This window comes from Pseudomonas sp. Y5-11, assembly GCF_022368695.1.
GTDB lineage: Bacteria > Pseudomonadota > Gammaproteobacteria > Pseudomonadales > Pseudomonadaceae > Aquipseudomonas > Aquipseudomonas parakoreensis.
Genome location: NZ_CP058974.1, coordinates 2339664 through 2357767 on the forward strand (window position 1 = coordinate 2339664; position 18104 = coordinate 2357767).

Genomic DNA, 18104 nt, shown 5'->3' on the forward strand with positions numbered 1-18104 from the left:
ACTCATGCAGCGCCGGCGTGGGGATCAGAGCAAGCTGATCGGATAGCTGATGATCAGGCGGTTTTCGTCGAACTCGTTGTTGCTGAAGTCGCGGCGCATGGTCGAGTTGCGCCAGCGCACGTTGAGGTTGCGCAGGGTACCGCTTTGTACGGTGTAGCCCAGTTCCGATTCGCGGCCCCATTCCTTGCCGTCGGTGATGGTACGAGTGTGCACGTTGTCGCCGCTGATGTAGCGGTTCATCAGGGTCAGGCCGGGAATGCCCAGGGCGGCGAAGTTGTAGTCGTGGCGCACCTGCCAGGAACGTTCCTGGGCATTGTCGTAGCTGGAGTTGTAACTGTCGTTGGCCAGGGTGCCGCCGCTGGTGCCGTTGACGCGCATCCAGGCGCTGTCGCCAGTGAGTTTCTGCAGGCCGACATAGAAGGTGTTGCCGCCGTAGCGGGCCGAGAACATCCCCGACCAGGTCTTGTTGTCGAGTTCGCCGGCGCGGGCGCTGCCGTCATCCTTGCCGTAGAAGAAGCCGAGGTTGGCGCCCAGCGTCCAGTCACCGAGTGGCTGGCTGTGAGTCAGATTGACGTATTGCTGGCTGTAAATGTCTTTGAGTTCGGCGTTCCACAGACCGATCTGCGTGCGTTTTTCGTTGAACTGGTATTCACCGCCCTGGAAGTTGAAGCGATCAGAGGTGAACGCCGCTTTGCCGAACATCGACATGTCGCTCATGCTGCTGTCGTCGCGCGGGCTGTTGGCGCGGAACTGGCCGCCGTAGAGGGTCAGGCCGTTGATCTCCTTCGAGGTGATCTGGCCACCACGGAAGGTTTGCGGCAGCGAACGACCGTCGTCCGAACGCAGGATCGGCAGCACTGGCATCCATTCGCCGACCTTGATTTCGGTCTGCGACAGCTTGGCCTTGAACGCGACGTTGGTGCGGCCGAAGTTGTCCGCCGGACGCCCGTCGTGATCCAGCGGCAGCAGTTGCGTGCCGCCGGTGCCTTTACCGCCATCGAGTTTGACCGAGTACAGACCGAGCACGTCCATGCCGAAACCGACGGTGCCCTGGGTGAAACCGGATTTGGCGTCGAGGATGAAGTTCTGCGTCCATTCTTCAGCCTTGCCCTGCGCCTTGGTCGGGTTGGTGAAGTTGCGGTTGATGTAGAAATTGCGCAGGTTCAGGTTGGCGCTAGCGCCCTCGATAAAACCGGCTTCTTCAGCTGCGGCGGGCAGGGCGGCGCCGGTCAGGGCCAGGGCGATCAGGCCGGGGAGGGCGTACGGCGCAGTGGGATGAGTCATCGCAGGGTCTCTTGTTATTTTTTTGGGGACGAACGGGTTCGCTGCCGCCACTTTGGGGCGAGCACGACATTGCAGATCAGGAATGAAGCGGTGGCGATCAGCCGGGCGGGACAGGGCGCGGAAGCATGGTATCGAACCTGTTGTTATTGGTTTTGTGGAGCGAATGGTGCGGGGGGCGGTGGGCGAGATTCAATCGGTGAAAGCGGGTTTTGGGCGATTATCGAACAGCAAAAAATCGCAGCCTTCGGCAGCTCCTACATTTGGAATGCGGTCACCTGTAGGAGCTGCCGAAGGCTGCGATCTTTTGATTCTCAGGCAACAAAAAGCCCACCAATCGGTGGGCTTCCTGTTTTCACCTGATGATGATCAGAACAGCTTCATCTTCGGTGCTTCTTCTTTCAGCGGTTCGTTCTGCGCGGTCTGCGCATTCCAGCCACCCCCCAGGGCCTTGTACAGGTTGACCGCACTGGTCAGCTGCGCGAGGCGGTCGGTGATCAATGCCTGTTGCGCGCTGAACAACTGACGCTGGGCGTCGAGGAAGGTCAGGTTGCTGTCGACACCGATGCGGTAACGACGCTCGGCCAGGCGGTAGTAATCCTGGTTGGCCGCGACGAAGTCACGCTGCGCTTGCAACTGCTCGGTGTAGGTCTGGCGGGCGGCCAGGCCGTCGGCGACTTCCTGGAAGGCGGTCTGAATCGACTTCTCGTAGTTCGCCACGCCAATGTCCTTCTGGATCTTGGCGTAGTCGAGGCTGGCGCGCAGGCTGCCGGCGTTGAAGATCGGCAGGTTGATCTGCGGCTGGAACAGCCATGTGCCCGAACCACCTTTGAACAGACCGGACAGGTCCGGGCTCAGGCTGCCCGCATTGGCGGTCAGGCTGATGCTCGGGAAGAACGCTGCACGGGCGGCGCCGATGTTGGCGTTGGCCGCTTTCAGGTTGTACTCGGCCTGAAGGATGTCAGGACGACGTTGCAGCAAGTCCGAAGGCAGACCGGCCGGTACGTCGCTGAGCAGATCATCCGACAGCGGTTTGGCCGCTTGCAGATTGGCCGGGATACCGGTGCCGAGCAGCAGGGTCAGGCTGTTCTCGTCCTGAGCCACCTGACGGGTGTACTTGGCCAGTTGCGCCCGGGCGTTTTCCACCGAGGTGCGCGACTGCGCCAGGTCCAGCGCCGAGGCCACACCGACTTCGTTGCTGCGGCTGGTCAGCTTGTAGCTTTCTTCGAAGGCACCGAGGGTGTCCTGCGTCAGCTTGAGCAGTTCCTTGTCGGCCTGCCAGGTCATGTAGGCGTTGGCCACACTGGCCACCAGACTGATCTGGGTGCTACGACGCGCTTCTTCGGTGGCGAAGTATTGTTGCAGCGCTTGTTCGCTCAGGCTGCGTACCCGTCCGAACAGGTCGAGTTCGTAGGCGCTGATGCCGACGGTCGCGGTGTAGGAACTGGTGATCGTCGAATCACCGGTCTGCGACGCTCGCGCCGGAACCCGCTGACGGCTGCCGCTGGCATTGGCCGATACGGCCGGGAACAGATCCGCTCGCTGGATGCGGTATTGAGCCGCGTAAGCGTCGATATTCAGTGCCGCGACACGCAGGTCGCGGTTGTTTTCCAGTGCCACCTGGATCAGCTGCTGCAGGGCCGGGTCATGGAAAAACTGCTTCCAGCCCTGCTCGGCGGCGGCTTGCGCCGGCGCCTGGGCCGGCGAATAGGCCGGCCCTTGCGGGTACTGACCTGCGACAGGAGCCTCAGGCTGCTGATAATCGGGGATCAGCGAGCAACCGCTCAGCACGAAGGCGGCGACTGCGATGGAGAGTAGCGACTTGCTCATTGGCCAGCCTCTTTAGGAGTTTCAGTCGTCTCGTCCGGATCGGCGATTTTGCGCTGGCCCATGGACGAAACCGTGACGAAGAACAGTGGGACCCAGAAGATCGCCAGGATCGTGGCCGTGAGCATACCGCCAATCACGCCGGTACCGATCGCGTGCTGGCTACCCGAACCTGCGCCCGTGGAGATCGCCAACGGTACTACACCGAGAACGAACGCCAGCGAGGTCATGATGATCGGTCGCAGACGCATGCGGCACGCTTCGATCGCCGCATCGCGCAGACTGCGCCCTTGTTCATGCAGCTCCTTGGCGAATTCGACGATCAGAATGGCGTTTTTAGCTGCCAGACCGATGGTCGTCAACAGACCCACCTGGAAGTACACGTCGTTGGACAGCCCGCGCAGGCTGGTGGCCATCAGCGCGCCGATGATCCCCAGCGGTACCACGAGCATCACGGCGATCGGAATCGACCAGCTCTCGTACAGCGCCGCCAGACACAGGAACACCATCAGCAGCGACAGGGCATACAGCGCTGGCGCCTGCGAACCGGACAGCCGTTCCTCGTAGGACAGACCGGTCCAGGAGATACCGACACCGGCCGGCAGCTTCTTGGCAATCGCTTCGACTTCGGCCATCGCTTCACCGGTGGAGTAACCCGGCGCCGGAGAACCGAGGATCTCCATCGCTTCCACACCGTTGTAGCGCGCCAGTTTCGGCGAACCGTAGATCCACTCACCCTTGGCGAATGCGGAGAACGGCACCATGGTCCCGGCGCTGTTGCGCACGTACCACTTCTTCAGGTCTTCCGGGCTCATGCGAGCGCCAGCCTGACCTTGCACGTACACCTTTTTCACCCGACCGCGGTCGATGAAGTCGTTGACGTAGCTACTACCGAAGGAGATCGACAGGGTGCTGTTGATGTCGGAAATGCTCACGCCCAGGGCGCGGGCCTTCGCATCGTCGATTTCCAGGTGATATTGCGGCTCATCGTTCAGACCGTTCGGACGCACCTGGTAGAGCACCTTGCTCTGCGCGGCCATGCCGAGGAACTGGTTGCGCGCTTCCATCAGTTTTTCGTGACCGATACCGGCGCGGTCCTGCAGGAACACGTCGAAACCGGTGGCGTTACCCAACTCCAGTACCGCTGGCGGGGCGAAGGCAAACACCATCGCGTCGCGGAAGCTGAAGAAGTGCTGCTGGGCGCGCTGGGCCAGGGCAAACACGCTGTTGCTCGAATCACGCTCGTGCCATGGCTTGAGCATGATGAACGCCAGACCCGAGCTCTGCCCACGACCGGCGAAGTTGAAGCCGTTCACGGTGAACACCGAAGACACCGCCCCCGCTTCTTTATCCAGCAGATACGAACGCATTTCGTCGATCACGACCTGGGTTCGTTCGGCACTGGAACCCGCCGGGGTTTGCACTTGGGCGAACAGTACGCCCTGGTCTTCTTCCGGCAGGAACGCAGTCGGAATGCGGGTGAACAGCCAGATCATGCCGACCACGATCAACAGGTAGGCCAACAGATACGGCGCCTTGCGCTGCAGGATGTTGCCAACGCCGCGCTCGTAGCTGCGCACGCTGCGGTCGAAGTTGCGGTTGAACCAGCCGAAGAAGCCTTTTTTCGGCGTGCCGTGCTCGCCTTTCGGAATGGCCTTGAGCATGGTCGCGCAGAGCGCCGGGGTGAAGATCAGCGCAACCAGCACCGACAGGGCCATGGCCGAGACGATAGTGATCGAGAACTGACGGTAGATCACACCGGTGGAACCGCTAAAGAACGCCATCGGCAGCAATACCGCCGACAGCACCAGGGCGATACCGACCAGAGCGCCCTGGATCTGCCCCATGGACTTCTTGGTCGCTTCCTTCGGTGACAAGCCTTCTTCGGCCATCACCCGCTCGACGTTTTCCACCACGACGATGGCGTCGTCCACCAGCAGGCCGATGGCCAATACCATACCGAACATGGTCAGGGTGTTGATGCTGAAACCGGCAGCCGCGAGGATGCCGAACGTGCCGAGCAATACCACCGGCACGGTCATCGTGGTGATGACGGTGGCGCGGAAGTTCTGCAGGAACAGGAACATCACCAGGAACACCAGCGCGATCGCCTCGACCAGGGTTTCAACCACACCCTTGATCGATTCGGTCACCACTGGCGTGGTGTCGTACGGGAACACCACTTCCATGCCTTGCGGGAAGAACGGCTTGAGTTCGTCAATCGTCTTGCGCAGCGCCTTGGCGGTGTCGAGGGCGTTGGCGCCGTTGGCCAGTTTGACCGCCAGACCGGACGACGGCTTGCCGTTGAACTGCGCCGAGATGGTCGAGTTTTCACCACCCAGACCGACGTCGGCGACATCGCCAATGTGCACTTGCGAACCGTCCTGGTTGACCTTCAGCAGAATCGCCTTGAACTGCTCGGCAGTCTGCAGACGGGTCTTGCCGATGATCGTGGCGTTCAGTTGCTGGCCTGGCAGCGCCGGCAAACCGCCGAGCTGACCGGAAGACACCTGAACGTTCTGCGCCGAAATCGCGCTGCTGACATCAGCGGGGGTCAGGTTGTACTTGTTCAACTTGGCCGGATCGAGCCAGATGCGCATTGCGTACTGGGCACCGAAGACCTGGAAGTCACCGACACCGGCAGTCCGCGAGATCGGGTCCTGCATGTTCGACACGATGTAGTTGGACAGGTCGTCCTTGGTCATGCTGCCGTCACGCGATACCACGCCGATCACCAGCAGGAAGTTCTTCACTGCCTTGGTCACGCGGATACCCTGTTGCTGCACTTCCTGCGGCAGCAGCGGGGTCGCCAAGTTCAGCTTGTTCTGAACCTGAACCTGCGCGGTGTCGGAGTTGGTGCCTTGCTCGAAGGTCGCGGTGATGGTCATGCTGCCGTCGGAGTTACTTTCCGAAGACACATAACGCAAGTTGTCGATACCGTTGAGCTGTTGCTCGATCACCTGGACCACGGTGTCCTGCACGGTTTGTGCCGAAGCACCCGGGTAGGTCACGGAGATCGCGATGGCCGGAGGCGCAATGCTCGGGTACTGGTTGATCGGCAATTTGAGGATCGAGAGTGCCCCGACCAACATGATCACCAGGGCAATTACCCAGGCGAAAATCGGACGGTCGATAAAAAATTTCGACATGAGTTACTCCCCTTTGCCGCCAGCGGCTTTGTCAGCTGCCTGAGCGGGGGCCGGGTTCTTGGCTACGTTGGTCGCTTCGGTCGGGTTGACCTGAGCACCTGGGCGAACATATTGCAGGCCTTCGGTGATCAGACGATCGCCGGCTTTCAGGCCATCTTCGATCAGCCACTGGCTGCCGACGGTGCGGCTGGCCTTGAGCTGACGCAGCTCGACCTTGTTGTCCGGGCCGACAACCAGTGCGGTCGGGGTGCCCTTGAGGTCACGGGTCACGCCTTGTTGCGGCGCCAGAATGGCGGCGGCGTTGACGCCGGCCTGCAACTGGGCGCGGACGAACATGCCGGGCAGCAGGGTGTGATCCGGGTTCGGGAACACGGCGCGCAGGGTCACGGAACCGGTCGTTGGATCAACCGATACTTCGGAGAATTCCAGTTTGCCGTCGAGCTTGTACTGGCTGCCGTCTTCCAGGGTCAACTTGACCGCTGCCGAGTTGTCACCGGCTTTCTGCAGGCGACCGCTTTCCAGCTCGCGGCGCAGTTCCAGCAGTTCAACCGAGGACTGGGTGACGTCGACATAGATCGGGTCCAGTTGCTGGATCGTCGCCATCGCGTCGGCCTGACCATTGCTGACCAGCGCGCCTTCGGTCACCGCAGAACGGCCGATACGACCGGAGATCGGCGCGTAGACCTTGGTGTATTTCACATTGATCTGCGCGCTTTGCAGCGACGCTTCCGATTCCATGCGGTTGGCCACGGCGGTGTCGTATTCCTGGCGGCTCACGGCTTGCTCGTCGACCAGTTGCTTGTAGCGGTCGGAGATCGACTTGGTCGAACGCAGATTGGCTTCGGCGCTTTTCAGGGTCGCTTCATAGACTGCCGGATCGATCTGGTACAGCTGCTGACCGGCTTTGACATCGGCGCCTTCCTTGAACAGGCGCTTGAGAATGATGCCGTTGACCTGTGGCCGGACTTCAGCGATGCGGTACGCACTGGTGCGCCCCGGCAGTTCCGACGTGAGGGTGAACGCTTGTGGTTGCAGGGTGACGACGCCGACCTGAGGAGGCGGAGCGGCCGGGGCCGCTTCTTCCTTTTTACATCCGCTGAGCAGCGATGCCAGGGCGACGGCAGTGACCAGAGCGGTAACAGCTGGCTTGAATTGCATGAAGATCCTCGGGTCAGGCGCGCAAAATGCGCACAAGAAGTGTGGAAGGGTAAAAAAATCGGGTCGAGTGGATAAGTAGCTTGCTAAGGAATATACTTACGTTCATGGTTGTTTGTAAATAGCTTGGCGTCGTACCCACCCTGTTACAAAATGCGTCGCAAGGTTTGAAATTGTAGGCCGGGGAGCCGATTCGTGAGAAATCGGCCCCCTCTTTATTCAGCGGATATTCAGCCATCCCTGAAACATCCTGTTTGAGGTTTTACTGCCATGGTCCGTCGTACCAAAGAGGAAGCTCAGGAAACGCGCAGCCAGATTCTCGAAGCGGCCGAGAAAGCGTTTTATGAAAGGGGCGTGGCCCGCACGACCCTGGCGGATATCGCGACAATGGCCGGCGTTACGCGCGGCGCCATTTATTGGCACTTCAGTAACAAGGCCGATCTGGTGCAGGCGATGCTCGACAGCCTGCATGAACCGCTGGATGAATTGGCCAAGGCCAGCGAGAGCGAGGACGAACTCGATCCGCTGGGGTGCATGCGCAAGCTGTTGATCCATCTGTTCCATCAGGTTGCCCTGGATCCGAAGACCCGTCGCATTAACGAGATTCTGTTTCACAAGTGCGAATTCACCGATGAAATGTGCGATCTGCGCCAGCAGCGCCGCACGGCCAGTCTCGAATGCAATCTGCGCATCGGACTGACCCTGCGTAATGCGGTCAATCGCGGCCAGTTGCCGGAAGATCTCGACACTGCCCGCGCGGCCATCAGCATTCATGCGTATATCGATGGCCTCCTGTATGGATGGCTATTGGCGCCGGACAGCTTTGAGTTGCATGCCGAGGCCGAGCGTTGGGTCGATACAGGATTGGATATGCTGCGCCTGAGCCCCAGCCTGCGCAAATGAAACAAAATGCGTAATTGACGCAGGTTATGTCAATTGGCCTGCTTTTATAGACGCCCGAACCGCGAGTTTAAACGTAGCGAGCTACGGATTTTGTAGGGATTTTGTGTCGTCCCTGTGAACGAATGTTAGCTGCCCCGTACCGGATGCCCAAGAAAAAGCCCCCGGCTCTCACGAGTCGGGGGCTTTTGCGTTTCTGCTGCTTTGGACTGAATAACGTTTACAGCGTCGGGTAGTCGATGTAACCGACCGGGCCCTTGCCGTAGAACAGCTCTGGGCGCGGATCGTTCAGCGGAGCATCGGCCTTCAGGCGTGCCGGCAGGTCCGGGTTGGCAATGAACGGTACGCCGAACGCCACGGCGTCAGCCTTGCCTTCAGCCAGCCACGCATTGGCGCTGTCTTTGGTGAAGCGCTCGTTGGCGATGTACGCACCGCCGAAGGCTTCTTTGAGCTGTGGACCGAGGCTGTCGGCACCTTCTTTCTCGCGGGAGCAGATGAAGGCGATGCCACGTTTGCCCAGCTCGCGAGCGACATAAGTGAAGGTCTCGGCCAGATTGTCGTCGCCCATGTCATGGGAGTCGGCGCGGGGTGCCAGGTGCACGCCGACACGGCCGGCGCCCCAGACGTCGATCGCCGCGTCAGTCACTTCCAGCAGCAGACGCGCACGGTTCTCCAGGGAGCCGCCGTAGTTGTCGGTGCGCTGGTTGGTGCTGCTTTGCAGGAACTGGTCGAGCAGGTAGCCGTTGGCGCCGTGGATTTCCACGCCATCGAAACCGGCGGCTTTGGCGTTCTCGGCGCCGGTACGGTAGGCCTCGACAATCTCGGCGATTTCAGCGGTTTCCAGAGCACGCGGGGTCGGATAGTCGGCCAATGGACGCACCAGGCTGACGTGACCTTTAGGCTGGATGGCGCTCGGCGCGACCGGGGTTTCGCCGTTGAGGTACGACGGATGCGAGATGCGGCCGACGTGCCAAAGTTGCAGGACGATCTTGCCGCCGGCAGCGTGCACGGCTTTGGTCACGTTGGTCCAGCCGCGGACCTGGTCGTTGGACCAGATGCCCGGGGTGTCCGGGTAGCCAACGCCCATCGGGGTGACCGAGGTGGCTTCGGACAGGATCAGGCCAGCCGACGCGCGCTGTACGTAGTATTCAGCCATCAGCGCGTTCGGTACGCGGCCTTCGTCGGCGCGGCAGCGGGTCAGCGGAGCCATGATGATGCGGTTGGACAGCTCGAGGTCGCCCAGTTTGATCGGATCGAAAATAGTTGCCATGTGTACAACCCTCGTCAGTGAAGTGGTTAATCAGTGGGTAGCAGGGGCCAGGCCGGCGTCGCCGTTCTGACGGAAAGTGATCAGGGTCACCAGCAGCGCGAGTACGGCCAGCGCGGCGGCGGCCAGGGGCACGCTGGTCAGGCCGAAACCGTGGGCGATGACGCTGCCGCCGACCCAGGCGCCCAAGGCGTTGCCGATGTTGAAAGCACCGATGTTCAGGGTCGACACCAGGTTCGGGGCCGCCTTGCCGAAGGTCACCACGTTGACTTGCAGCGCCGGAACGGCGGCGAACGAAGCGGTGGCCCAGAGGAACAGGGTGATTTCCGTTGGGATCAGCGCAACGCTGGTCCAGCTCAGCACGGTGGAAACCACCGCCATCGCCACGAACACACCGATCAGAGTGGCGCCGAGACGCTTGTCCGCCAGTTTGCCGCCAATGATGTTGCCCACCGTCAGACCGAGACCGATCAGCAGCAGGGTCCAGGTCACGCCTTTGGGCGAGACACCGGTGACATCGCCGAGCAGCGGCGCGACGTAGGTGAAGAGGGTGAACATCGACGCGGCGAACAGTGCGGTCATGCTCAGCGACAGCCAGATGCCGGCGCCCTTGAGGGCGGCGAGTTCGGCGCGCATGTCGAGTTTTTCTTCGTCACGCTTGGCCGGCAGGAAGCGGATCAGACCGATCAGCGCCACGACGCCAATCACGGTTACCGCCCAGAAGGTCGAACGCCAGCCGGCTTCCTGACCCAGCGCCGTGCCCAGTGGCACGCCGAGCACGTTGGCCAGGGTCAGGCCGGTGAACATCAGTGCCACGGCGGATGCGCGCTTGTTTGGCGCGACCAGCCCGGCAGCTACCACAGAACCGATACCGAAAAACGCACCGTGGCACAGCGCGGTGACGACACGGGCAAACATCAGCACGTTGTAATCACTGGCGATGGCACACAGCAGGTTACCAACGATGAAAATCCCCATCAGCGCTATCAGTGCGGCCTTGCGCGGCAGTCTGGCGGTGGCCAGCGCCATGAACGGCGCACCGATGGCCACGCCCAGGGCGTAACCGGTCACCAGCCAGCCGGCGCCCGGGATCGACACACCGAGATCGGTCGCCACATCGGGCAGCAGGCCCATGATGACGAACTCAGTGGTGCCGATGGCGAAGGCACTCAAGGCCAGGATGAGTAGCGAGAGGGGCATTTGAATCAATTCCTTGTGGGAGCGCTGAGCTCTTTGACGATGGCGTCGAGGAACGCCTGGATCACGTCCTCGTTGCGTTTGAAAAAGTGCCACTGGCCGGCTTTCTGGCTGCTGATCAGACCTGCACGTTGCAGGGTCGCCAGGTGGGCGGAGACGGTCGACTGCGACAGGCCGCAGCGTTGATCGATCTGCCCGGCACAGATGCCGTACTCGTGGTTGTGAATCTGCTCAGGAAACTGGGCTTTGGGGTCTTTCAGCCAGATGAGGATGTCTCGCCGTACTGGGTGCGCCAGGGCTTTTATTATTTCGTCGAGGTCGAGGTTCATGGCTTTGTGCTCGTGATGTGTAGCGCTATATCGCGATGATGCGAACTTTAAATCGGTATTTCGCGATATACCAATATGAATTTGATCTGACGACCGCATAAATCGGTATATCGGGTTATAACGATACGTGTGTTGTAACGATGAAAGCGCGCAGTGCTAAGCTGCGCCCATGAACTATCTCGCACATTTACACCTCGGAGGCCAGCTCCCCGAGCAATTACTCGGCAGTCTGTATGGCGATTTCGTCAAAGGACGCCTGCAAGGGCAATTTGCGCCGCAGATTGAAGCGGCGATTCAGCTGCATCGGCGGATTGATGTGTTCACCGATCGCCACCCTGTGGTGGACATCGCCCTCGGACGTTTCACCGCGACCCGGCGGCGCTACGCGGGGATTGTCCTCGATGTGTTTTTCGACCATTGCCTGGCGCGGGACTGGACACAGTACGCCGATCAGCCGCTGGAGCACTTCACCCGCGACGTGTACCGGGTGCTGTCGAATGAACGGCAATTGCCCGAACGCCTGGCGAAGATCGCACCGCACATGGTTGCCAATGACTGGCTGGGTTCGTATCAGGCGTTTGAAGTGCTGGAGCAGGTGCTGCGCGGGATCTCCCGGCGCCTGACCCGGCCGGAGGAACTGGCGATGGCGATGCAGGAATTGCGGCGGTTGTATGAGCCGCTGAGTGAGGACTTCGCGTTGTTCTATCCGCAGCTTCAGGATTTCGCCCAAAAGCTGAGCCACTGAAGATCTGAATGTGGGAGCGAGCCTGCTCGCGAAAGCTCAGTGTCATTCAACATTCATGTTGTTGATCCACCGCTTTCGCGAGCAGGCTCGCTCCCACAGGGGGATGGGGGTTTCAGGCGGCGATCAACTCACCGGCACGCCGTGGCTCAGCCGCTTTGGCGATATCCCCAAACAACGCCTTCTGCACCGCCTGCTGCGCTTCGAACGCCAGTGCCGCACGCTCGCGGCCCTGACAGGCGATCGGCTTGAGCAGATGCACTTCAACATCGGCGCAATCATGGCTGAACAGACGCATCAGGTGCGACAGCAAATCATCGTCACCAATGAACGGCGCCAGCGCGTCGATTTCGCCATTGCGCAGATAACGAATCGCCACCGGTTGCAGCATCACCTCGGAATCGATGGCCGCCGACAGCAGGCGACCATGAAAGGTGCGCAGCGAACGGCCATCGGTGGTGGTGCCTTCCGGGAACATCAACAGCGGATGCTGCGTCTGCAAATGGCGGGTCATCTGTTTGCGGATCAATTGGCTGTCACCCGAGCCGCGACGGATGAACAGGCTGCCAGCCTTGGCCGCCAGCCAGCCAGCCACCGGCCAGGTGCGCACTTCGGCCTTGGACAGAAATGACAGCGGCGTGAGCATGCCCAGCAGTGGAATGTCAGTCCATGACACATGATTGCTGACCCACAGCATTGGCTGCTGCGGCAACTCGCCGTGCACCGTTACGCGAAAGGGCAGGGCATTGCTCAAACGTGCCATGAAGAAACGCGACCAGCGCTGCCGACGTTGCATCGAGTGCGCCAGGCCCAGACGTTCGAATACGCCGAACACGCTGGCCATGGTCAGGCCCAGCGTCACCACCAGCAGCACCCGCGCGATTCGCGCGTACACGCGCAGCCGGCTCATCACACGGCCGCCTTGAAGTGCTTGGCGTAACGCGGGCAGAGTTCGTCGCGCTTGAGCAGGATGAATACGTCGGCGACCTGGAAGTCTTCGTCCCAGCACGGCTCGCCGCAGATCTTCGCGCCCAGGCGCATGTAGGCCTTGAGCAGCGGTGGCATTTCGGCGATCACGTTCGACGGAATGTCTAGCGACGGCAACGGATTCTTCGGTTCGGCGCGCAGGTGTTCGGTGCACAGGTAGCGTTCGCGCAGACGCTGCATGATCGCGTGAGCCTGCACGCCGCCGTCCTGCATCGGAATGCTCGCGCAACCCATCAGGTAGCTGTAGCCACCCTGATTCAACACTTCGGCCAGTTCCCCCCAAAGCACAGCGATGGTACCGCCGTTGCGGTAGGCCGGGTCGACACAGGTGCGGCCGATTTCGAGGATCGGACCTTGCAGATGCGCCAGTCCGTGCAGGCTGAATTCTTCTTCGCTGTAGAACTTGCCCAGGCTGCTGGCGGCGGTGTGATCGAGTAAACGAGTGGTGGCGACCAGACGCCCGGTGTTCAGGTCACGCACGCCGATGTGGCTGCAGTGAACATCATAGTCGTCCATGTCCAGACCCAGTTCCGCGCCTTTCAGCCTGGCGTTGAATTCGCCGCTGAAGACGCTGAAGCGCAAGGCCTGGGCTTGCTGCAAGGCCTCGGCGCCGATCAGGCGTTCGGCTTGCAGGCGGCGTTCATTGCCGGTGTCGCTGATGCGGGCGATCTGAGTCATTTGAATCTCCGTACGGGCCTTGAACCCGTCGTGGGTTGCAGCCGATCGACTTTCTTTATGCAGCCATGTTGTGCAAAGTCAGGCTATGTAGCCCCGGTGTCATCGCCATGAACGTTTGGTGATGCTTGTATGACAGCCCTCAAGGAGCCTCTTATGCCCTGGCCCAGCCTGCTCGATAGCCCTGAACGCCTGCCCGCCGTGACTGATCTGGCGGAAGGTTTCGCCACTTTGTTGCAGCAAGTGGGCAACGTGACGCCGTTCGAACTGGCGGTGGCCGGAGGGCGGCGCATGGCGACGCCGGGGCTGGCGTTTCTGGTGGGGTATCAGGCGGCGTTGCGCATGCTTTGGCCGAGCGCACCGCCGAGTCTTGGCGCGTTGTGTGCGACCGAACAGCGCAGCTTGCGCCCGGCGGACATGCAGACCCGTCTCAGTGATTTACGCCTGAGCGGGCGCAAGGATTTCGTGACCGCTGGGGATGCCGCCGACTGGCTGCTCGTCGCCGCGCGCAGTGAAGAGCCCGGTGAAACGCCGCGCCTGAGCCTGGCGGTGGTCTATCCCGGCGAGCCCGGCGTGCGTGTGGAAAAACTCCCGGCGCTGCCGCTGATGCCGGACATCAGTCACGGTCGGCTGCACCTGGACGGCGCGTTGTGCGAGTTGCTCGCGGGGATGGCTGGAATGCTTATGTCAAGCCGTTCCGCACCCTTGAAGATGTCTATGTGTTGAGCGCGATGACCGCGTGGCTGTATGGCGTCGGTCAGGACAGTGGCTGGTCGCAGCCGCTGCTGTTGCGTTTGCTGGCGCTGGTGGCCGGCTGTGCGGAAGCGAGTCGCCAGCCGCCGAACAATCCGGCCGGACATGTGTTGCTGGGTGGGTTGTTTGCGCAGTTTGATGCGCTGAAGAGCGAGATCGATCAGGCGTTGGCCGAGGGCAATCCGGAGTGGGCGCAGATGTGGCAGCGTGATCAGTCGGTGATGCAATTGGCGGCGGGCGCGCGGGCCAAGCGCTTGGCCAAAGCCCTGCACATTCGCCTGTAGGAGCTGCCGCAGTGATCGGGAGATTGTCATTTTTCTGGGCCATGATCTTTGCACCCGTCCGTTGAGATTTTTCCATGATCAAAGGCCTGTCCCTGTTCCTGCTGCTGATCAGCTTCACGGTCCAGGCCGAGCAATGGCCGGATGAACAATGGCCGACGGGCGCAAAAATCAGCGGCGCAGCAGTCGAGGCATTAGACACCTACGCCTTCCCGCCCCGCGACGACGACACCCGCCAGGGCATCCGCACCGACGCCTTGCTGGTCATTCGCGACGGTCAGGTTATCTACGAACGCTATGCCGGTCCGACCCGTGCCGAAACGCCACACCTGACCTGGTCGATCAGCAAGAGTCTGATGGCCACGGTGCTTGGCGTGGCGTATGGCGAAGGCTTGTTCAAACTGGATGATCCCGTTTCAAAATTTTATCCGGCGTTGGAAAAACACCCGGCGATCACCATGGCGGACCTGCTGCACTGGGCTTCCGGTCTGGACTGGCAGGAGGATTACGAATACGCCCCGCTGAAATCCTCGGTGGTGGCGATGCTCTACACCCGTGGGCAGCGCGACATGCCCGCGTTCACCGCCGATCACGACGCTTATGCGCCGCCGGGGCAGGCGTTCCGTTATTCCAGTGGTGACAGCAATCTGCTGGCGGCGGCGCTGAAGAACATGGTCGGCCCCGAGCGTTATCCTGACTATCCGTGGACGGCGCTGTTCGAGCCGTTGGGCATCCGCCATGCCGTGTGGGAAACCGATGCCGGCGGCACGTTTGTCGCGTCCTCTTACGCGTATCTCACCGCCCGTGATCTGGCGCGGGTTGGTCTGTTGATGCTGCGCGACGGACGTTGGCGCGACCGGCAATTACTGCCCAAGGACTGGATCGCCTTCAACCGTGAGCCATTTGCCGGCTACAAGGTGCATCAGGACGAAGCGGTGCCCGGCGGCCAGTGGTGGCTCAATCGCCCGGCGGATGGCGCCGCCGCGCCATGGCCCGCCGCGCCGCCCGACACCTTCGCCGCCCTCGGTCATTGGGGGCAGGCACTGTATGTAATCCCCAGCGAGAAACTGCTGATCGTGCGTTACGCCGATGATCGCGACGGCAGCTACCGCCACAACGAACTGCTCAAGCGCGTGCTCAAGGCGGTGCAGCCATGAAGCTGTTGAAGCGGGTGTTGCTGCTGGCGCTGATCGTGCTGCTCGGCTGGATCTGGCTCGAGCGCGACAATCTGTGGGCGTTCCCCGACATCATCAGTGCGTACACGGCCAAGGAATATTGTTCGTGTCGCTATGTGATGAACAACGAGGCTGAATATTGCCGGGGTTATGTGAAACAGTGGCTGCCGACCAGCGAATTCAGCGATGACAGCGCGAGCAAAACCATCATCGTCAGCGGCATGGGCCGAAGCAATAGTGCGCAGTGGTTGAGCGAACGGCAAGGTTGTCGTTTACAGCCTTGAAAGATCGCAGCCTGCGGCAGCTCCTACAGGGAATGCAAAATCTGTAGGAGCTGCCGCAGGCTGCGATCTTTTGATCTTGATGTTTGCAATAAACCTATGGGCGGTTAAGGTTCGTGCAGGTTTATCGCCCCCACGAGTATTCAATGTTCAACCGCTCCCTCTATAAAGCCTTCGCCAGTCTGCTGCTGGCCGCCGCCGCGCTGCCGGCGCAGGCCAATTGGTATCTGGATGGCGAGTCGTCGCGGCTGTCGTTCGTCAGCACGAAAAACGCCCACATTTCCGAAGTACAGCGCTTTCTGGTGCTGCACGGCAAGGTCGATCCGGATGGTCGCGCCGAAGTCGAAGTCGAGCTGGATTCGATCAACAGCGGCATCCCGCTGCGCGACGAGCGCATGCGCAAGGAGCTGTTCCAGATCGAACAATTCCCCGAGGCGACCATCAGCACCCGGATCGACCTGCGCCCGATCAACGATCTGGCCCCCGGCGCGCAGCTGGAATTGCGCTTGCCGCTGACCGTCAACCTGCACGGCAAGCAACATGAATACCCGGCGCAGTTGCTGGCCACCCGTCTCGATGACCGGCGTTTTCAAGTGGTGACCCTGGAGCCGCTGGTGATCAACGCCGAGGATTTCGATCTGGTGCCGGGCCTGGAAACCCTGCGTAACCTCGCTGGCCTGTCGGCCATCAGTCCGTCGGTGCCGGTGGGTGCGGTGCTGATTTTCACGGCGCGCTGACATGCGCGGCGCGGTGTTCCCGTGGCGGGACGGCAACCGCTTCGAACTGTTGATTGACGGCCCGCAATTCTTCCCGCGCATGCTGGTGGAAATTGCCCGCGCCGAAGAACAGGTCGAACTCGAGTTGTATCTGGTGGAGGCGGGCGCCTGCGCCGAAGCCGTGGTGCAGGCGCTGGTGCAGGCCGCCGAGCGCGGGGTGCGGGTGCGCTGCCTGTTCGATGACTACGGCAGTCTCGCGTTTACCCTGCACCTGCGTCAGCGCCTGATCAAGGCCGGGGTCGAACTGCGTTTTTACAATCGACTGAGCTGGCGGCGTTGGGTGGGCAACTTTTATCGCGATCATCGCAAACTGTTGCTGGTCGATCAGCGTCTGGCGGTGGTCGGCGGCACGGGTGTCACCGATGAGTTCTGGACGCCGGGGCAGGACAGCAGCGAATGGCATGAAGTGATGGTGGAAATCAGCGGTCCGCTGGTGCTCGACTGGCAAGTGCTGTTCGACCGCCAATGGATCGCCAACCGCCATCGCCGGGCCTGGAAACCTTCGGCGCATGTCGGCCTGCCACGCTTGCCCAAGGTTCCGGACATGGGCGAGGGCATGGGCCGCGTGGCTTACGCCGATGCCCGCCAGCATCGCGACATTCTGCAGTCGCTGTTCCGCGCCTTGAACAGCGGACAGAAACGCATCTGGATGGCCACGCCTTACTTCCTGCCGACCTGGAAAATCCGCCGCTCGCTGCGCAAGGCCGCTGCCCGGGGGGTCGACGTCCGGCTATTGCTGACCGGGCCGCGCACCGATCACCCGTCGGTACGTTACGCCGGGCATCGCTACTACCCGCGCCTGCTCAAGGCCGGAGTGCAGATCTTCGAGTATCAGCCGTGTTTCCTGCACCTGAAAATGGTCCTGGTGGACGAGTGGGTGAGCATCGGATCGTGCAACTTCGATCACTGGAATCTGCGCTTCAATCTGGAGGCGAATCTGGAGGCACTGGATCCGTCGTTGACGGCAGCGGTGGTGCAGAGTTTCGAGAAGGATTTCGGCCTGAGTCAGCAGGTCAGTCTGGAGGAGTGGCAGCGCCGGCCGCTGTGGCGGCGGGTGAAGCAGCGGATCTGGGGCTGGGTGGATCGGCTGGTGGTCAATATTCTCGACAGACGCGGATAAGGCAAAAGCAAGATCAAAAGATCGCAGCCTGCGGCAGCTCCTACAGGGTGCACACCCTCCCAATGTAGGAGCTGCCGTGTTGTGGTCGAATTTTTTTAGACCATGATGTAGGAGCGTCGATTTAAGGAAGCATCATGGGATATCGGGTTGTTACGTCAGAGGAAAAAGCAGAAGCCATTCGCTTGGTCGTGGAGATGAATTACTCCATC

The 18104-nt window shown here is 61.2% G+C and carries 15 protein-coding genes and 1 pseudogene; 7 read left to right on the forward strand and 9 right to left on the reverse strand.

Annotated features, from left to right (window positions below; translation table 11 throughout):
• Nucleotides 1–24: 24 nt before the first annotated feature.
• The 4 genes from HXW87_RS10410 to emhA form a co-directional block, all read right to left on the reverse strand.
• Complete coding sequence (locus HXW87_RS10410) at nucleotides 25–1284, reverse strand: OprD family porin (RefSeq protein WP_239778869.1); 1260 nt, start codon at nucleotides 1282–1284, stop codon at nucleotides 25–27.
• A 366-nt stretch (nucleotides 1285–1650) separates the two neighbouring features.
• The gene (gene emhC / locus HXW87_RS10415; protein WP_047292168.1) at nucleotides 1651–3111 is read right to left on the reverse strand and encodes an efflux RND transporter outer membrane subunit EmhC; all 1461 of its coding nucleotides are present in this window, start codon (nucleotides 3109–3111) and stop codon (nucleotides 1651–1653) included.
• Nucleotides 3108–6257 carry an efflux RND transporter permease subunit EmhB gene (emhB, locus tag HXW87_RS10420; RefSeq protein ID WP_047292171.1) on the reverse strand — a complete coding sequence of 1050 codons (3150 nt, stop codon included), beginning with the start codon at nucleotides 6255–6257 and terminating at the stop codon, nucleotides 3108–3110. The genes emhC and emhB overlap by 4 nt, the downstream gene beginning before the upstream one ends.
• 3 nt (nucleotides 6258–6260) lie before the next feature.
• Nucleotides 6261–7415, reverse strand: a complete 1155-nt coding sequence (emhA, locus tag HXW87_RS10425; RefSeq protein WP_041070493.1) for an efflux RND transporter periplasmic adaptor subunit EmhA — start codon at nucleotides 7413–7415, stop codon at nucleotides 6261–6263.
• 267 nt (nucleotides 7416–7682) lie between these two features.
• Between emhA and emhR the strand changes: the two genes are divergently transcribed.
• The gene (emhR, locus tag HXW87_RS10430) at nucleotides 7683–8315 is read left to right on the forward strand and encodes an efflux system transcriptional repressor EmhR (protein WP_182404020.1); all 633 of its coding nucleotides are present in this window, start codon (nucleotides 7683–7685) and stop codon (nucleotides 8313–8315) included.
• A 217-nt stretch (nucleotides 8316–8532) separates the two neighbouring features.
• Here the strand turns inward: emhR and HXW87_RS10435 are convergent, their stop codons facing one another.
• The 3 genes from HXW87_RS10435 to HXW87_RS10445 are packed head-to-tail and all read right to left on the reverse strand — an operon-like array spanning nucleotide 8533 to nucleotide 11105.
• Nucleotides 8533–9582, reverse strand: a complete 1050-nt coding sequence (locus HXW87_RS10435; protein ID WP_041070489.1) for an alkene reductase — start codon at nucleotides 9580–9582, stop codon at nucleotides 8533–8535.
• Nucleotides 9583–9612: 30 nt separating this feature from the next.
• Nucleotides 9613–10779 carry an MFS transporter gene (locus HXW87_RS10440; RefSeq protein ID WP_047292176.1) on the reverse strand — a complete coding sequence of 389 codons (1167 nt, stop codon included), beginning with the start codon at nucleotides 10777–10779 and terminating at the stop codon, nucleotides 9613–9615.
• Nucleotides 10780–10784: 5 nt separating this feature from the next.
• A complete protein-coding gene (locus tag HXW87_RS10445) occupies nucleotides 10785–11105 on the reverse strand; it encodes a helix-turn-helix transcriptional regulator (protein ID WP_003222436.1) in 321 nt (106 codons plus the stop codon).
• A gap of 169 nt (nucleotides 11106–11274) precedes the next feature.
• On the opposite strand from HXW87_RS10445, the gene HXW87_RS10450 reads away from it, so the two are divergent.
• Entirely contained in the window at nucleotides 11275–11850 is a 576-nt protein-coding gene (locus HXW87_RS10450) for an ACP phosphodiesterase (protein ID WP_239778870.1), read from the forward strand.
• Nucleotides 11851–11962: 112 nt separating this feature from the next.
• On the opposite strand, the gene HXW87_RS10455 is transcribed toward HXW87_RS10450, so the two are convergent.
• Nucleotides 11963–12757: a lysophospholipid acyltransferase family protein gene (locus HXW87_RS10455; RefSeq protein WP_239778871.1), complete on the reverse strand. Its 795-nt coding sequence runs from the start codon at nucleotides 12755–12757 to the stop codon at nucleotides 11963–11965.
• The gene (olsB, locus tag HXW87_RS10460) at nucleotides 12757–13512 is read right to left on the reverse strand and encodes an L-ornithine N(alpha)-acyltransferase (RefSeq protein ID WP_145593387.1); all 756 of its coding nucleotides are present in this window, start codon (nucleotides 13510–13512) and stop codon (nucleotides 12757–12759) included. Before olsB ends, HXW87_RS10455 begins: the two co-directional genes overlap by 1 nt.
• Before the next feature lie 153 nt (nucleotides 13513–13665).
• Here olsB and HXW87_RS10465 point away from each other — a divergent pair.
• The 5 genes and pseudogenes from HXW87_RS10465 (at nucleotide 13666) to HXW87_RS10485 (ending at nucleotide 17895) form a co-directional block, all read left to right on the forward strand.
• Nucleotides 13666–14546 (forward strand): annotated as a pseudogene (locus tag HXW87_RS10465) (acyl-CoA dehydrogenase family protein).
• A 74-nt stretch (nucleotides 14547–14620) separates the two neighbouring features.
• Nucleotides 14621–15700 carry a serine hydrolase gene (locus HXW87_RS10470; RefSeq protein WP_239778872.1) on the forward strand — a complete coding sequence of 360 codons (1080 nt, stop codon included), beginning with the start codon at nucleotides 14621–14623 and terminating at the stop codon, nucleotides 15698–15700.
• Nucleotides 15697–16002, forward strand: coding sequence for an amidase (locus tag HXW87_RS10475; RefSeq protein WP_182404023.1), 306 nt, complete (start codon nucleotides 15697–15699; stop codon nucleotides 16000–16002). The genes HXW87_RS10470 and HXW87_RS10475 overlap by 4 nt, the downstream gene beginning before the upstream one ends.
• A 143-nt stretch (nucleotides 16003–16145) precedes the next feature.
• Nucleotides 16146–16736, forward strand: a complete 591-nt coding sequence (locus tag HXW87_RS10480) for a YceI family protein (protein ID WP_239778873.1) — start codon at nucleotides 16146–16148, stop codon at nucleotides 16734–16736.
• A 1-nt stretch (nucleotide 16737) separates the two neighbouring features.
• Complete coding sequence (locus HXW87_RS10485; protein WP_041070472.1) at nucleotides 16738–17895, forward strand: phosphatidylserine/phosphatidylglycerophosphate/cardiolipin synthase family protein; 1158 nt, start codon at nucleotides 16738–16740, stop codon at nucleotides 17893–17895.
• Nucleotides 17896–18104: the final 209 nt, after the last annotated feature.

Coding starts and splice junctions, on each gene's coding strand:
- HXW87_RS10450 (WP_239778870.1), top strand. CDS start 11,275: ATGAACTATCTCGCACATTTACACCTCGGAGGCCAGCTCCCCGAGCAA.
- HXW87_RS10435 (WP_041070489.1), bottom strand. CDS start 9,582: ATGGCAACTATTTTCGATCCGATCAAACTGGGCGACCTCGAGCTGTCC.
- olsB (WP_145593387.1), bottom strand. CDS start 13,512: ATGACTCAGATCGCCCGCATCAGCGACACCGGCAATGAACGCCGCCTG.
- HXW87_RS10480 (WP_239778873.1), top strand. CDS start 16,146: ATGTTCAACCGCTCCCTCTATAAAGCCTTCGCCAGTCTGCTGCTGGCC.
- HXW87_RS10475 (WP_182404023.1), top strand. CDS start 15,697: ATGAAGCTGTTGAAGCGGGTGTTGCTGCTGGCGCTGATCGTGCTGCTC.
- emhB (WP_047292171.1), bottom strand. CDS start 6,257: ATGTCGAAATTTTTTATCGACCGTCCGATTTTCGCCTGGGTAATTGCC.
- emhC (WP_047292168.1), bottom strand. CDS start 3,111: ATGAGCAAGTCGCTACTCTCCATCGCAGTCGCCGCCTTCGTGCTGAGC.
- HXW87_RS10485 (WP_041070472.1), top strand. CDS start 16,738: ATGCGCGGCGCGGTGTTCCCGTGGCGGGACGGCAACCGCTTCGAACTG.
- HXW87_RS10445 (WP_003222436.1), bottom strand. CDS start 11,105: ATGAACCTCGACCTCGACGAAATAATAAAAGCCCTGGCGCACCCAGTA.
- emhA (WP_041070493.1), bottom strand. CDS start 7,415: ATGCAATTCAAGCCAGCTGTTACCGCTCTGGTCACTGCCGTCGCCCTG.
- HXW87_RS10440 (WP_047292176.1), bottom strand. CDS start 10,779: ATGCCCCTCTCGCTACTCATCCTGGCCTTGAGTGCCTTCGCCATCGGC.
- HXW87_RS10455 (WP_239778871.1), bottom strand. CDS start 12,757: ATGAGCCGGCTGCGCGTGTACGCGCGAATCGCGCGGGTGCTGCTGGTG.
- HXW87_RS10470 (WP_239778872.1), top strand. CDS start 14,621: ATGATCAAAGGCCTGTCCCTGTTCCTGCTGCTGATCAGCTTCACGGTC.
- HXW87_RS10410 (WP_239778869.1), bottom strand. CDS start 1,284: ATGACTCATCCCACTGCGCCGTACGCCCTCCCCGGCCTGATCGCCCTG.
- emhR (WP_182404020.1), top strand. CDS start 7,683: ATGGTCCGTCGTACCAAAGAGGAAGCTCAGGAAACGCGCAGCCAGATT.